Source organism: Pseudomonas sp. Pseusp10 (assembly GCF_059492225.1).
This window is the reverse complement of the sequence record NZ_CP168528.1, coordinates 4,532,265-4,546,256: the sequence shown is the minus strand read 5'-3', so window position 1 is coordinate 4,546,256 and position 13,992 is coordinate 4,532,265. Positions and strand designations below refer to the sequence as shown.

The following is a 13,992-nucleotide window of genomic DNA, read 5'->3' as shown; positions in this document are numbered from 1 at the left end:
CAAAGTCAACCTTGCCGCCCGTAAAAAAGCGTGCAACACGACTTACTGTTTGCTCATGCAATATGGAGCCAGTTGAAGTTCGCCCCCACAACTTGGCGAAAATACTTTACCAACTCTTACAGCGATTATGAGGCGGGTGGCTTCAGGCAGTTTGAGGCGACTACGAAAAATTTCGATTCATCTTGGATATATCGGAAGGCACCATGGCTAATAGTATTAGCACCCTCGGCACAAAACCGGAAGCCAATGTCTCGCTCGGAACTGCTAAATCCACTGAGTCACTTACAGCAACACAAAACGGGTCTGTATAACAATCACTGGAATATTTGCTTGGCGGTTCAATAAGATGATTGTCTCTAAGATGAAGTCAAAAATCGTTCTATTAGCAGTGTGGTTTTTTTTCATGAATATGGAGCTCGCTCAAGGTTCCTTGCGTCTTGGAGGCAATACGGTGTCTCAGGTTTACGAGGATGCCAAGGTCGTTGCTCTGATCAACGCCGCAACGGACGGTCGTACCAACGACGTGGAACGACTGGCCGCCCAAGGAGCCGATGTGGATGGGGTGGGAAGCGATGGAACGACGCCCCTTATCTGGGCGCTTAACGCTCGCAATGCCAAAGGTGTCGAAGCGTTATTGAAAGCTGGAGCAAATCCCAATCTGGCGACGGAAAAGTTTCACGGTCTTTCGCCTATGGCCCTTGTTTCAGGAGGGGATAGCCTGGAGCTGTTGGAACTGATACTTCGTTACGGAGGAGACGCCAAGGGAGCAGGACTTGGAAGGAAGATGAAACCTTTGGATCGGGCCGCTGGGCAGGGGCGATTGCAAAACGTCAAACTAATTGTGTCCGCCGGAGCAGATGTCAATGAGCATGATGAATATGGTGAGTCCGCGGCTATCGCAGCCGCTGCCAGGGCGCGTTTTGAAGTGGTCGCCTGGTTGTTGGAGCATAACTACAATTATGACCTGAACGAGTTGGCGAAAAGTGTGGAGATCCGTCATGTGCCACCAGACTCCGAAGCACAACGCTGGAAAAATACCGTCATAGACATGCTGAAAGCCAGGGGAGTGAAATTTCCTGCCTTTATCAAAAAAATACCTTGAGCTGTATTTCAAGTAGGAAGGGCTGAGCCCTTCCTGGTTGATGATGGACTGCCGGGTCAGGAAAAAAGTTAACGCCAACCTGGACTCGCGTTTAAGTGGATTCGGATTCTGTACCGGGTCTGGCAGACCAGGACGCTCTACGATGAAACCACCTATTTGAATACCTTGAGGAAGCGTGGTTCATCGCTCCTCAAGAACCTCGATTTTGGTTGACTTACTTCCTCAGGGCGTGAAGCTGCCGGTCACGAATGCTAGTAATCGACCCATAGCCGCCGGTGAATGTACTGCTGGAAAGTAAATGGCTATGCTTGATTGGATGCCGAGATTGGTCTTCCCACAATTGGGTAAACCGGACAGCCTCTAACGGTGATGGTATACAGTATCGTTTCAATTTTTTGATCCTAACTAGGCCATTGAAACTTGGAGCTTTAGCAAATGATCGCTGTAGATGCTGTCGTAAAAGAGTTTGTGCGATTGCTCGATGTTGCAATCGCTATTGCAGAAACAATAAAGGCCCGTACCAGGGATGCATTTATTGTTGAGTCTGCAGACACAACAGTGAAGAATCTCATGGGCTTTCGCGACATGGCAATCTCTGGCGGGCTTCCGAGACCATCAAAGGGCGAAGTTCCTCAAGGTACTGGCCTTGGATTGACTCGTGGAGTTGGGGAGTGGACAGAGGATGATGATTTGCTTGATGCTGTTTACGAGATCGAGAACCACTATAAAAAATCAATGTAAATTTAGTTTAGGTCACGGCCGGCTTGCCTGATCTGAACGTGATTTGTCAGTCGCAGCGCACATCGGGAAGGGCCGATTTCGACCCATAGCTGACCCCGCTCTAATCGCGATTGGCCGGTCTCTTGCCTCTTTTTTAGTACCCTCATATGGATGCGAGACACCGTAGACTACAGCGCCGCCCTGAGCCTTCATGCTGCGCGAGCTGGCGCGCGATACCGAAACCTTCCTTACAAGGACTTGGCCGTGTCGCACAAGGGTGATGTGATTCGGATCGAGAGAATTTATATTGGCAATCGTTAGGCTTGAGAGAGCCCAGCTTGATTTCCCCACTAGTCCTAGCCACTGAGTTTCGAGAACGGAGTCTGTGATATGTGCGAATGCGTGAACATACCTGATCGAATAGATGGCAGCAAGGTGGAAGAGCTAAGTAACCTTGCCCCATTTGTTGAAGAAATAAGCACCGATTTTAAGAAATGGGAAACGGCATTTAAGTGCAGGTACTGTGGTCAAAAATGGTTGGAGCGTTATGAATCACATGGCCATGCGAATGTACCAATTGTGGAGAAATTTTCTTAGTTTCTAAGCGGCAGGGACTATCTCAACTCGATGATCCGCGTTGAAAAGCCCAGTCATTTCGCTGGTCTTTTAGGCTTTGAATTAGTTTGCGGAAAAAACAAATTGCAACTTTAGATAACCACCGTCCGCTCTTGGCCGTTCTGTGCCGGTCATATCGGGCAAGATTCGGCCACAATCTCAACGCCAACCTCGTCCATAAATGGATTCGGGTGCACGGGCTGACGGCTGCTTGGGATCGGCGGCTGGATGGGTAGGCATGGGCTTGCTGTGGTGTTGCGCCGGATCAGATGACCCGGTCTGTTGCTCGGCGAAGTCAGTAAGCCGGGTATGCAAAATGCAAGGCCTGACACCGATGTCCTGCTGGTTGACGCTCTAGCTGAGGGCGTCGCCGATCATGACGTTGGCAATGGTATTGGCTGTGGTGCCTTTGGCGAGCGCGTCGACACCAAGATGGCCCGCGATTCCGCCGCTGCCGGCCAAGGCCGAAGCGCCGTCCTTCTCTTTGTTTACAGTTATCGTTGTAATTTGTAAGTATTTATCACCTGCCCTGTAACTGCATCAATATCAACTTGAAACATCGCACCATCTTCAATGGATCTAAAAACTGCGCCAAAACTGGATTGGCTTGTATTTTTTGGTGGTTCAAACCAGCAAAAAACACCTTCCCTCTGACGACCTGCGATATCTTGAATGTTGGAAATTCGAAATTTATCTGAGCCATCAGAGCTGATCACAATTAGCTCTTCCTGCGATTGTTCTTCATTCTTGCTTACTAACGCAGCGATAGCTTTCCTGTTTGGTAACAACTTGGAAATCACGCCAAACTGAAAGCACTTAGATACTAATTGGTCGTTACATTTCCAGTTAAATTCAGTAACTGTTGAAGGCTGCCAGCCCAAGCCAATCATCATTTCAACAGTCATATCTTCGCTAATGATATTTCCATCACTACGGAGTTGTTTAAAGCTTCCGATTTCCACCATTTCATTCCCCTTGAATTGCCCCGGATTCTCTAGACACCTTGCAAGCTCATTGTATAACGCTTTTCAAACTCTACCGGTGACAGCTGATTGTTGAAACCATGCAAGGAAAGAGCGCAGGCCCGAGAGGTCGCCGAACGTTACCGCGTGGAAGTAAACAGCTACTCCGGCCCGGCAGTCGGGAAAATGCAGGTGATGCTGCTCAATCAACGGTTACATGTGTTGAATGATACTGGATGCGGCAAATGACGGCTTCTGGCCGGTTTCTGCCTTCCACGACCGGCTGAAACCGGCCCAGAGTATGTAAAAACACCACTAGCCTCAAAAGCCCTGTATCAAATTTTTATTTCGTTGTACGTTGAAGCCGCGAGCGGCCTTAACTGAATGATGACCATCCCCGGCCACAACACTCGCAAAGGAATGCACATGATCGATGGTCCCGCCGTTTTGACAGTCTTTTTGGTTTACCTGGCCGGTGTCGTTATTCCAGGTCCAAATTTCGTTGCAGTAGTCCACAAAGCGGTAGCTGCTACGCGGTCAGAAGCTTTGGCCTTGGTAGCAGGCATCGTATTGGTCAATTTATTCTGGGCCACCTGTGCAATCGCAGGTATCGGCGTTGTATTTGCTGCGTTCCCTTGGGCGGCGCTGATCGTAAAAGTTCTGGGGGCAGCCTATCTGATGTGGTTTGGATTCCGACTGCTGCTCAAGGCCGGGAAGAGCGCGCTTGCCCCCGGTAATAATGCTGTCGTTGGAAACTTTCGGCAGTCATTCATTCAGGGGGTCGTTACGAACATTGGCAACCCTAAATCCATGGCATTCTATGCCGCCATTTTCTCAGCGGCAGCCCCCACCCACGTTTCACCAAGCACGTTTTTGTCGATGCTGGCAGTCGTAGTGGTGGTTTCGATGACTTGGTATGGAGTGGTCGCAATCGCTCTTTCGCAACCTGAGATCGCTTCAGCGTATCGAAGGAGGAAAAAAGCTATTGATCGACTATGCGGTGGTTTGATTTTATCTCTAGGGATCCGGCAACTGGTTCAATAAGTCTACGATTGAGTATCTATCCATCCCGAAAACCCTTGCTATGATTTCTGAGGATTTGATCGCAAGGATCGCCCATGAAGCGCTTTGTTCAAGGTGAACATCGAGGCCAACGCCGCACGACTGGAAGAGAAAATCGCCAAGCTGAAGACGCAAATGAAGGAGCTTCAAGCGATTGAAATCCAGCTCAACGGATCGCCGGATAAACAGGTCTCACTGACCGACCCAGACGCCCGTTCCATGAGGACGCGCGGCACCGGAGTCGTCGGTTACAACGTGCAGACGGCAGTCGACACTCAGCACCATTTGATCGTTGCAAATGAGGTGACCAACGTCGGTTCCGACCGCGATCAACTCAGCTCGATGGCGAAACAGGCCCGCGAGGCGATGGCATCAGATACGTAGTCGGTAGTGGCTGACCGAGGTTACTTCAAAAGCGAACAAATCCTGGCTTGTCACGAAGCAGGTATCACCGCCTATGTGCCCAAGCCAATGACCTCTGGAGCCAAGGCAGACGGGCGTTTCAATAACGATGCCTTCATCTATGACGCGGCAAAAAACGAATACATATGCCCGGCTGGCGAAGCACTGATCTGGCGCTACAGCAACGTTGAAAAAGCTCTGAAGTTGCACCGTTACTGGAGTTCGAACTGCCAGGACTGCGCGCTGAAGTCGCAGTGCACACCGAGCACGGAACGACGGGTTCGACGCTGGGAACATGAAGCCGTACTGGAAGAAATGCAGGACCGGCTGCGCTACACGCCGGAAATGATGCGAATTCGCAAACGGACGGTGGAGCATCCCTTCGGGACGCTTAAACAATGGATGGGGGCAACGCATTTCCTGACGCGAAAGCTGGCAGGGGTGAATGCGGAGATGAGCTTGAACGTGCTCGCCTACATCTTGAAACGGGTCATGAAAATCATGGGGGCCACTGGTTTGATGAAAGCGTTGTCAGCCTGAAAAAGGCCGGTTTTGACCCGGCCAGAGGCTGTAAAACAGCATTGGCGTGCTCCAGGTTGTTACCCATGCAAACCGTGACTCTAACCATGCGAACGCTCAGCCGACGAACGCTGTTGCTCCAAGACGATGAGGCAATGAGCGTTTTTACACACTCTGGGCCAAAAGCGGTCAGTCGCTCAAAACACTTAAAAACCACTGATTGCTAAAGTAATCAGGATCCGAAAATAGCTCACTCGGTCGAAGGGACGGATGTTTTGCTGCCCAAGCGGATTAGTTCATTGGAGAAACACAGGCCGACGATGATCAGTGCCGCTCCCGCGTACAGGCTTTCGCGCGGTACTTCATTGAGCGCCACAAACGCCAGCAGCGCGGCGAACAGTGGTTCGGTCAGCTCCAGCGCTTGCACTTGGGATGGCTTGAGATATTCGATGGCCTTGGTGGTGCAGAAGAAGCCCAGGATTGTCGGCAGCGTGGCCAGCGCCAGCAGCGCGGCGATCGCCAGCGGCGACAGCTCGCCCATCGCGAAACCATCGGCCGCAGCCGGCATCAACAGGTACAGGCTGCCAAAGAACAACAATTGTCGGGTGAAGTGCAGCCCCCCCGACACACCCATACGCTTCATGGCAACCGAAAAGGCCCCATAGCCGCAGCCGGCCATGGAGGCGAGCGCAGCACCTTGCAGGGTAAAGCCCTGCTGCAGGTCGCCGCCGAAGATCACCGAGATCCCAGCGATAGCCAGTGCGGCGCCAACGGTAGCGTTCGCGGTGATGGCATCCCTGAGGAAAATGCGCCCCAGAATGATCGAGGAAATTGAGGCACTGGCCATCAGCACCACCACCACACCTGCCGCAGCGTAGTGTCGATAGGCCGACGTTTCGAAATGGAACAGCACAAAGATGCCAAGGAATGCGCAGATAGCCGCCTGAGTCCATTTGGTCGACGCCGCCGGGCGCTTGAGGAAAAACAGTAAGATCGAGAGAAGCACGCAACCCAGTACGGTCTTGATGACAGCGACACTGCTAGCGGTGAAACCATTACTCATGAGTACTTTACTGAGTACACCGATCGTTGCGTTCAGTGCCGCAGCGGAGAGTGCAAATATGACGCCTTTGCTGAAAGTAGATTGCATTGATGACGATCCCTGTCGCTGAATTGTCGTTCGATAGAATGCCGCCCTACATCGACGGCGCAAAGTTTGAGGATACGAAGATCCGACCAACCCCAGTATTTATTGTGGCATAAGCTGGATCGCCCAGTAGGATGCTATTCGCCTTCTTGTCACCGCCAAGGGAGAAGTCAGAGGGCCTGGCCCTTGGCTATGCAATATGAGTTGACGAACGTTGCAGTGTGCTGCAAAGACTGACGTATATCCGGTTTGGCTATTCCATGCCTGTTGGCAAATTGCTCGACCGCCGCTGTATCAAAACGAGTGGTCTGGATAAAGTCCAAGGCTTCGGGTTTTGTATTCAAAAAACGCGCGACGGGAGGAATACTCAGTAGCAACTTCAGCAATCGGAGTGAAATGTAATGCTTGGGAGACTTTAAGCCCAAAGGTTGTGCCACCTGTACCAGGAGTTCTCGCAAGTTGGGAGTTTGGTCATCAAGCGCCAGCAGTTCCTGGCCCGCCATGGCAGGATCAAAAGCACAAACCGCCATCAGCTCAACCAGGTAATCCACGGTGACCAGTGGCAGCCAGTGCTCGGCGGTACCGGGCACTGCAGTCAGCTTTCTCTGCACAAGGTTGCGTATCAGCTCCACCAGCGGCTGACCGTCAAGGATATGCCCCGTGCGGCTGTGGCCACAAACCGTCGCGGGGTGGACAACGGTAATCTCTCCGCCCTTGGTGGACATGACCTCCAGGGTCGCAAAATGCGCCTCCAGCTTGCTCCCCTCGTAACCACCGACATGTCGGTAGACGGCAGGCCAATTCGTCAGCTCCGGATAACGAGGATCAATTCCGATGCGTTGCAGATGTTCATGATTTTTCAGCATGTAGCCGCCGATCATCACTAACCGGCTTTTTTGCTCAGCCGCCAACAGCGCCACGCGCTTTGCCCCTTCCACATTCACCGCACGAGAATGCTCCACTGAAAGCCCCCATGCGAAGTGGGCGCCCAGGTGGAATATGACTCTGGCGTGCCTTACAACTTCTCGGTCAGCAAGACTCAGCCCGAGGTTGTCCCGTTCCAGATCGCCAGCTACGGCAAATACCCGGGTTGCACACCCTCCCAAATTGTCGACTTGCTCCCGCAGTGCAGCTAGTCGCTCTGGGCGACGCATCAACACCCGAATGGTGTGACCTTTTGCACTCAGGTACGCCACCAAATGTTGACCGATGAAGCCGGTGCCCCCCGTGACAAAGCACTCCACGCTCATTTCCTTGCTCCTTGTTTAAGGTGAGAAATCAAGCGTAAACTATCGACCCAACTCTATAGTCAAGCGGTGTTTTCATGAAAATCGGCGAACTCGAGGCCCGCAGCGGCGCCAGCCGCCATACGCTGCGTTACTACGAGCAAATCGGCCTGATCTCACCGCTGCGGCAAACTAACAACTATCGCGTTTACACAGCGCAAACTCTGCAGGATCTGGACTTTATCCAGCGCGCGCAAAGCATGGGGTTTTCCCTGGGGGAAATAGGCGAGATTCTGGAGGCGCAGCGGAACAAGCTGATCGATTGTGCTGACGGCGCTAAGCTAATTGAAAAGAAGATGGCGGAAATCAAACAGAAAATCGCCAACTTCCAAAGCATTTATTGGTATCTGGATGAAGAGCGTGCAAACCTCGAAGCCAGTGCTGCCAAGCAACTTGAGCTTCAGCAGCTGAACAACTCTTCCAACTGAACTGTCAGCATCCGGGAAACGGAAGCTGCAGCCTGCTTCCAGTTTCAAGCCCATCGCTTACGCATTTTCTAAAACCTTGTGGCCAGGCCCTAGTGGCCTGTGTGGCTAATTCGAGTACTCAAATTAACCGTACAGGCCACTAGACAGTAAGCGTCCGCCCAAAAGACCTTGTGTAGTTAAACGGGCGCCCATCTATGTGGCAGCAACTCGATAATCTCGCTCGGCCGCTGCATCGGCAGTCGCATGAGCACGCCCTTTAAATACGCATACGGAACATGGCCGTTAAACCGTGCCGACTGGTTCAAACCCATAATCGCAGCCGCACGTTTGCCGCTGCACAAGGAGCCCGCGAATAGCCAGTTTGAACGCCCGAAAGCCCATGGCCGGATTTGATTTCCACATCAGTGAATTGCTCCGGATTTGCTAGACACATGATGTCTGCTTTTGGTTGATGCTGTTGAAAAAGTCGGCAATGGTTTCCACAGTAGAAAAGTACGCGCTTGAGATTGAAATCTTTACATTGAGCAGAGGATTCCCGGCCCGGGTTTCGCGTAGTGGCGCGCAAAAAAGGCGTTTTCAGCGGTCGATATGCGGGCCATCCGGAAGAACCGACTTTTTCAACAGAATCGGCCAATAGCGGCCTATCGATGTCGCTTTAGAAGTCACAGCGCACCTGTTGCTGCACACCGTTGTACCGCTGGGGTTGGGCGACATCAGGCATGACTCCAAAGCGGCTTTCAGGTATCCGATGTGAGGCTGGCGACGTTGGGCGCGGATTCGGCGCCGAAGCCGAGTTCGCTTCGGCGCCTCAGGAATAGAAAGACAACGGCGGCAGTGAACAGCGTGAACATCGCCAGCAGCTGCAACAAGGTGTTGAACCCTGCGGTATAGGCCGAGCGCAGCACCGTCAGCGGGATTTGGCTGGCGTCGGTGCTCGCGTGCTGGATATCACCCATCACCAGGCGTTGCGCGATAGTTGAATAGTCAACGGCGGACAGTTTGGCTGAGTCACTGATGCTCAGATGGTGTGCGACCAGGGCTGTCAGCACCGCAACAGTGATTGCCAGGGCGACACCTTCGCTGGCTACTCGCGTCGTGTTGAAAATACCGGCGGCCATCCCGGCCCGTTCCTTAGGGATCACGCTGATCGACAAACCATCCATCAAGCCCCAGGGCAGGCCTGTACCGATACCGGTCACCAGCATGGCCGCGATGATTTGCGCGTGCGCGCCGACCGGGATCTCACTCAGCCAGTAGAGCCCGGCAGCGGCGATCACGAAGCCGATTGCGCAGAGTACGCCCGCCGACAACCAGCGAGTCAGCGACGCGGCAATGATCGGGACAATCAGCATCGGGGCGGAGAGTGCCAACATCATCAGCCCTGCTTCAAAGGCACTGGCCCCTTCCACGCCGATAAACCGAAACGGCAGCAATACGATCAAGACGATGTAGCAATAGCAGGTGCCGATCGGCAGGATCTGTACACCGACAAAGCGCGGAAACAGAAATAGCCCCAGTTCCAGCATCGGATGTTTTGCCCGATTTTCAACAATGATAAACAGCAGCAAAAAGACCGCCGACGCGCCAAGCAGCACATGGATGACCGGCGAGCCCCAGCCTTGCTCAGGTGCCAGGATCACCGCCGTGGTAAACGTGATCAACAGGCCGGAAAACGTCAGCACGCCGGGCGTATCCAGACGTTGTGCTTGCGGGTCGCGGCTTTCGCGCATTTTCGGCAGGGCAAATATCAAAGAAAGGATGGCGAGCAGGGCCGTGCAAAGAAAAATTGCGCGCCAGCCCAAGTACTGAATCAGCAACCCCGATAACAACGGACCGAAGGCCAGGCCAACCCCGAAAGTGGTGCCCAGAAGGCTGAAAGCACGAGTTCTGGCATGCCCATCAAACTCCTGCGCCAACGCCGCCGAACCGCTGGCCAGGGCTGCCGCCGCGGCAATGCCTTGCACGCCACGCAACAGGTCCAGCCAGAAAATATCGGGGACCGTCGCCAACAGGATCGACACCAGTGCAAACAACGCCATGCCGCACATGAACAGTCGCTTGCGTCCGTAGAGGTCAGCGAGGGTGCCGGCGGCCATCAGCAGGCTGCCGAAGCTAAGCATGAAGGCATTGGTGATCCAGGCCAGTTCCGTGGGATGGGCATCAAAGGTTTGACCAATGAACGGCGTGGCCACTGCCCCGCCGGTAAAGCTCATGGGCAATACCAAGGCGGCGAGGCAAATTGCAGCCAAGATGGAGTGCCGGCCATGGGCCGGCAGCGGTTCGGTAGCTGAGTTCATTAGGTGATTCCCTGCATATCTATGAAGTATCCGTGCTGTCCAGGCCGAGGCGCGCGATCGTTCGTACACTCTAGTTGGGATACAATCAAAGATAATCGGGCTTTTATTCCACTTATAATGAACCAAAAGGATGTAATCGAGTGGTGGACAGTCTTAGTGGGGTGATCTCATTCGTAAAAACCGCCGAGGCGCTCAGTTTCATCAGCGCCGCCAGGGCGTTGGGGATTTCTGCCTCGGCCGTGGGCAAAAACGTCGCCAAACTTGAGGCTTCGCTGAATGTGCGGTTATTGCACCGCAGCACCCGCAAAGTCAGCCTGACTGCGGAGGGACAGTTGTTCTATGAACGCTGCCGCAAGATCCTCGACGATCTTCAAGATGCCCGGGCAATGCTTTCCCATGCCACACAGGAACCCCGTGGAAAATTACGCGTCAGCTTGCCCACCATCGGTTATCGCTTTCTCTTGCCCCATATGGCGCGGTTCCGCAAAACCTATCCGGAGATTGAACTGGAACTGGACTTCAACGACCAGTTGGTGGATGTGATCGATGAAGGCTTTGACGTGGTGATTCGCAGCGGCGGGCAGGCCGACTCCAAACTGATGGCCCGCAAGCTGGGGCCTTTTAGGTTTGTCCTGTGCGCATCGCCTGACTATCTGCGCCGCAAGGGGTGGCCCGTTACCCCCAGTGACCTTGAGCACCACGAGTGCTTGCGTTACCGATTCGTCACTACGGGTAAAATAATGGACTGGAGCATGTCGTCGGATCCTGCGTTCACACAGTTGCGCCTGCCGACCGCGCTGACATTGAATAATATGGAAGCCATGCTGATGGCCGTGGTGGATGGGCACGGTATCGCGTTTGTCCCAGACTTCCTGGCCCGCGAAGCTATCGCCCAAGGGCGCCTGGAAACGGTGCTTGACGGGCACAGCGATGATCAAGGGCAGTTCTGGGCGTTGTGGCCTTCCAGCCGCCATCTCTCACCGAAAATCCGCGTGTTCGTGGACTTTGCCGCTGAGCATCTGTTTGCCATTCCTTCCGCTGATAGCCCATCTGCAACTCGCTCATGAAGCGCGGTCGCAACGGCGCCGTCCTTACGGGTAGTTGCGGCCGTGCCTGTGATCGCTGACCGTCCGCTGTGGGTCGTTTTCAGCCGGTCGTGACAGGCAACAATCGATTCTGACGGTTTTCGTTTTTACACACCCTGGGCCATAAGCAGCCAGTCGGAAATGTCCACGAAACCATGGGCGATTCACTCTGGGCACACAGGCATTCAGCTTCCCTGCGCCCTCGGTTCCCGACTGGGAGCGCGGCGCCTACAAAGTTGCCATTATCATTTGTCGTCCATCTTTGTTGACGATTGTGGCCGGCGCTCAGTGCTCTCTTCGGCGTTGGGCGCTTCTGGAAAACTCCCTGGCGTGAACACATGGGTCTGCAAGTCGCTGGCATCGACTTCGGTGACACCATGAACCGAACGGGCCAGACCAATGGCCTGTTCACACTGTCTATGAGTGTTGACGCGGCCGCTTAACCCCACTACGCCCGCATGGGTTTTGACATTGATATGCAGGCTAAGGGTCGGATCGGAAAATGCCAGGGCCGACTTCACCTTGGCGGTAATCCATGCATCGTGAACGGCCATTTCCAGACCATGAGAGTAATGCTGGAAGTCGTGAATTTTCATGGCTGAACCCTCTCTCGCGTAATCAGACGTACTGTCCATCCCATTTGCTGTGCTGCCCTCTGCCTGCCAGGTGAACGCTATGGATACCTGATTCGTTTTGGAGCGTTCGCCACGCAAACATTGACAGACATTAATTATAGTACGGCCGTTGCCTGCGGTCAGAGCGCTGCCCCCGTGAACGTCCGCCTTGGTCGCTCTGTGCCAGGCGCAACACCTACAGAGCACTCCAGACAGTCCTTATTGCGATCAGCCCTGATCAACCCGAAGCAGTCCTTGATGTCTGTTTGTTATCACCCTATGTTATTGGTATTCAAGGAGGATTCTGACTGATGGCACGTGTGGGTTTGATACTGACACCCGGTTTTGCGGACTGGGAATACGCTTTCATTGCTGGAACTGCGTCCCCGTTTTACGGGATCGATGTCAGATTTTTCGCTTCTGCTACGGGGCAGTTCCGCTCGCAGGGCGGATTGGCTGTAACTGTCGATAGCAGTTTGCAGCAATGCCTGGACTGGAAACCGGACGTTGTTGTCGTCATTGGAGGAATGGTCTGGGAGCGTGCAGAAGCACCGGATATTCGAGACTTTCTGCATGCCAGTCGCTCAAGTGGGGCGACTATTGCCGGTATCTGTGGGGGAACGCTGGCACTTGCGAGGGCCGGGCTTCTCGACTCGGTTCCTCATACCTCGAACAGCGCCGACTTCTTACAACAGAATGCCGTAGGTTATGAGGGGCGCACGTTTTATCGAAGCAGTCCAGTAGCGGTAGTTGCGGACCGCATTATAACTGCTCCAGGCCCTGCGCCCGTTAGCTTCACCTGCGCAGTGTTCGAAGGTGCCGGGCTATCTTCAGAGATCATTTCTCAGTTCAGGTCAATGTTGGCAGCGGAACATGGGTGACCGCTTCGTCCTGCAAAACAGCCGATCAGGTGATGTGTTCGAGTGGCCGCTCATGGCTGTGGATTCAATGGGTATCAGAAATGACTGTGTGTGCCGACACGATGGCTGATAGCTTTCCCGCGCACCAAATCGCGTCCAATCGACGCAGATCCGATCAAGGAAGATAAAAACAATGAAAATATTACTCATTGCTTCGCTAGGAATTTTATCGCTAATTCAAACATCACTATCCTTCGCGGATAATGTTAATGGAAAAAACCTCTATTTACAGCGATGCGCCATGTGCCACGGAATAGATCTCAAAGCAACAGGGCCATTGGCTAATAAAAGCAATCCTCCTACACCTGATCTGACAACATCCGCTTTCAAGAAGCGATTAAATGATTATCCGGGCGTAATTGTATCGTCGATAATACTTCGCCCAAATGGAGACTTGATTCCAAGAACTTTGCGAGAGAATGATGTAAAGCTGGCGCCGTTCTCATGGAGGGTTAAAGATCTGCGCGATTTAAATCAATATATGGGTGGTGTGATTTCAAAAAATCGATGATTTTTGAGATGAGAGGCAGGCACAAAAATCTAAAAGCCGTTTCAGGTTTGAGTGCTTGTGGGGCTATGCCGGTGAGCCTGTCGAACTATTGGCTTCGACGATCCCGGCAAGCTCCGCCACCCATTGAATCCCCATAACGTCTTCACTGGACCCACCAAAAACAATTACAGACGTAAAGAATAATGGAAGCCACACTATCCACCTTCGAAAAAAAGCATCACGAGCAATTGCCTGCACAAGATCTGAAGTTGATGGATTACGCATACGCTCTCCTTGACACCGTCTGATTGTCGCTCTCTCATACCTTCGCCAAGATGTTTTT

13 protein-coding genes and 2 pseudogenes are annotated in these 13,992 nt (G+C 53.1%); 8 read left to right on the top strand and 7 right to left on the bottom strand.

Features of this window, described 5'->3' with window-relative positions; translation table 11 throughout:
- Window positions 1-346: 346 nt before the first annotated feature.
- Together ACEN8Z_RS20470 and ACEN8Z_RS20465 are read left to right on the top strand one after the other, a co-directional pair.
- Window positions 347-1,102, top strand: a complete 756-nt coding sequence (locus ACEN8Z_RS20470; protein ID WP_495595460.1) for an ankyrin repeat domain-containing protein — start codon at window positions 347-349, stop codon at window positions 1,100-1,102.
- A gap of 435 nt (window positions 1,103-1,537) precedes the next feature.
- The gene (locus ACEN8Z_RS20465) at window positions 1,538-1,843 is read left to right on the top strand and encodes a hypothetical protein (RefSeq protein ID WP_495595459.1); all 306 of its coding nucleotides are present in this window, start codon (window positions 1,538-1,540) and stop codon (window positions 1,841-1,843) included.
- A gap of 1,088 nt (window positions 1,844-2,931) precedes the next feature.
- On the opposite strand, the gene ACEN8Z_RS20460 is transcribed toward ACEN8Z_RS20465, so the two are convergent.
- The gene (locus tag ACEN8Z_RS20460) at window positions 2,932-3,402 is read right to left on the bottom strand and encodes a hypothetical protein (RefSeq protein WP_495595458.1); all 471 of its coding nucleotides are present in this window, start codon (window positions 3,400-3,402) and stop codon (window positions 2,932-2,934) included.
- Between the two features lie 423 nt (window positions 3,403-3,825).
- Here ACEN8Z_RS20460 and ACEN8Z_RS20455 point away from each other — a divergent pair, with 423 nt between their 5' ends.
- Together ACEN8Z_RS20455 and ACEN8Z_RS20450 are read left to right on the top strand one after the other, a co-directional pair.
- On the top strand, window positions 3,826-4,443 hold the full coding sequence (locus ACEN8Z_RS20455) for a LysE family translocator (RefSeq protein WP_495595457.1): 618 nt from the start codon (window positions 3,826-3,828) through the stop codon (window positions 4,441-4,443).
- A gap of 114 nt (window positions 4,444-4,557) precedes the next feature.
- A pseudogene (locus tag ACEN8Z_RS20450) lies at window positions 4,558-5,403 on the top strand (IS1182 family transposase); the annotation flags it as partial.
- Between the two features lie 229 nt (window positions 5,404-5,632).
- Here ACEN8Z_RS20450 and ACEN8Z_RS20445 read toward each other — a convergent pair.
- Both ACEN8Z_RS20445 and ACEN8Z_RS20440 read right to left on the bottom strand, forming a co-directional pair.
- On the bottom strand, window positions 5,633-6,532 hold the full coding sequence (locus tag ACEN8Z_RS20445) for a DMT family transporter (RefSeq protein WP_495595456.1): 900 nt from the start codon (window positions 6,530-6,532) through the stop codon (window positions 5,633-5,635).
- Window positions 6,533-6,699: 167 nt separating this feature from the next.
- The gene (locus ACEN8Z_RS20440) at window positions 6,700-7,779 is read right to left on the bottom strand and encodes an SDR family oxidoreductase (RefSeq protein ID WP_495595455.1); all 1,080 of its coding nucleotides are present in this window, start codon (window positions 7,777-7,779) and stop codon (window positions 6,700-6,702) included.
- Window positions 7,780-7,853: 74 nt separating this feature from the next.
- Here ACEN8Z_RS20440 and ACEN8Z_RS20435 point away from each other — a divergent pair, with 74 nt between their 5' ends.
- Window positions 7,854-8,243 carry a MerR family transcriptional regulator gene (locus tag ACEN8Z_RS20435; RefSeq protein ID WP_495595454.1) on the top strand — a complete coding sequence of 130 codons (390 nt, stop codon included), beginning with the start codon at window positions 7,854-7,856 and terminating at the stop codon, window positions 8,241-8,243.
- Window positions 8,244-8,419: 176 nt separating this feature from the next.
- Here the strand turns inward: ACEN8Z_RS20435 and ACEN8Z_RS20430 are convergent.
- Together ACEN8Z_RS20430 and ACEN8Z_RS20425 are read right to left on the bottom strand one after the other, a co-directional pair.
- Window positions 8,420-8,638, bottom strand: a pseudogene (locus ACEN8Z_RS20430) (transposase domain-containing protein); the annotation flags it as partial.
- 342 nt (window positions 8,639-8,980) lie between these two features.
- Complete coding sequence (locus ACEN8Z_RS20425) at window positions 8,981-10,540, bottom strand: MFS transporter (protein WP_495598169.1); 1,560 nt, start codon at window positions 10,538-10,540, stop codon at window positions 8,981-8,983.
- A gap of 140 nt (window positions 10,541-10,680) precedes the next feature.
- On the opposite strand from ACEN8Z_RS20425, the gene ACEN8Z_RS20420 reads away from it, so the two are divergent.
- On the top strand, window positions 10,681-11,607 hold the full coding sequence (locus tag ACEN8Z_RS20420; RefSeq protein ID WP_495595453.1) for a LysR family transcriptional regulator: 927 nt from the start codon (window positions 10,681-10,683) through the stop codon (window positions 11,605-11,607).
- 263 nt (window positions 11,608-11,870) lie between these two features.
- Here ACEN8Z_RS20420 and ACEN8Z_RS20415 read toward each other — a convergent pair whose 3' ends face one another.
- Window positions 11,871-12,221, bottom strand: a complete 351-nt coding sequence (locus ACEN8Z_RS20415) for a BON domain-containing protein (RefSeq protein ID WP_495595452.1) — start codon at window positions 12,219-12,221, stop codon at window positions 11,871-11,873.
- Between the two features lie 329 nt (window positions 12,222-12,550).
- Here ACEN8Z_RS20415 and ACEN8Z_RS20410 point away from each other — a divergent pair, with 329 nt between their 5' ends.
- Together ACEN8Z_RS20410 and ACEN8Z_RS20405 are read left to right on the top strand one after the other, a co-directional pair.
- Window positions 12,551-13,120 carry a DJ-1/PfpI family protein gene (locus tag ACEN8Z_RS20410; protein WP_108231987.1) on the top strand — a complete coding sequence of 190 codons (570 nt, stop codon included), beginning with the start codon at window positions 12,551-12,553 and terminating at the stop codon, window positions 13,118-13,120.
- 172 nt (window positions 13,121-13,292) lie between these two features.
- Window positions 13,293-13,670, top strand: coding sequence for a c-type cytochrome (locus ACEN8Z_RS20405; protein WP_495595451.1), 378 nt, complete (start codon window positions 13,293-13,295; stop codon window positions 13,668-13,670).
- Window positions 13,671-13,733: 63 nt separating this feature from the next.
- On the opposite strand, the gene ACEN8Z_RS20400 is transcribed toward ACEN8Z_RS20405, so the two are convergent.
- A complete protein-coding gene (locus tag ACEN8Z_RS20400) occupies window positions 13,734-13,934 on the bottom strand; it encodes a hypothetical protein (protein ID WP_495595450.1) in 201 nt (66 codons plus the stop codon).
- Window positions 13,935-13,992 lie beyond the last annotated feature (58 nt).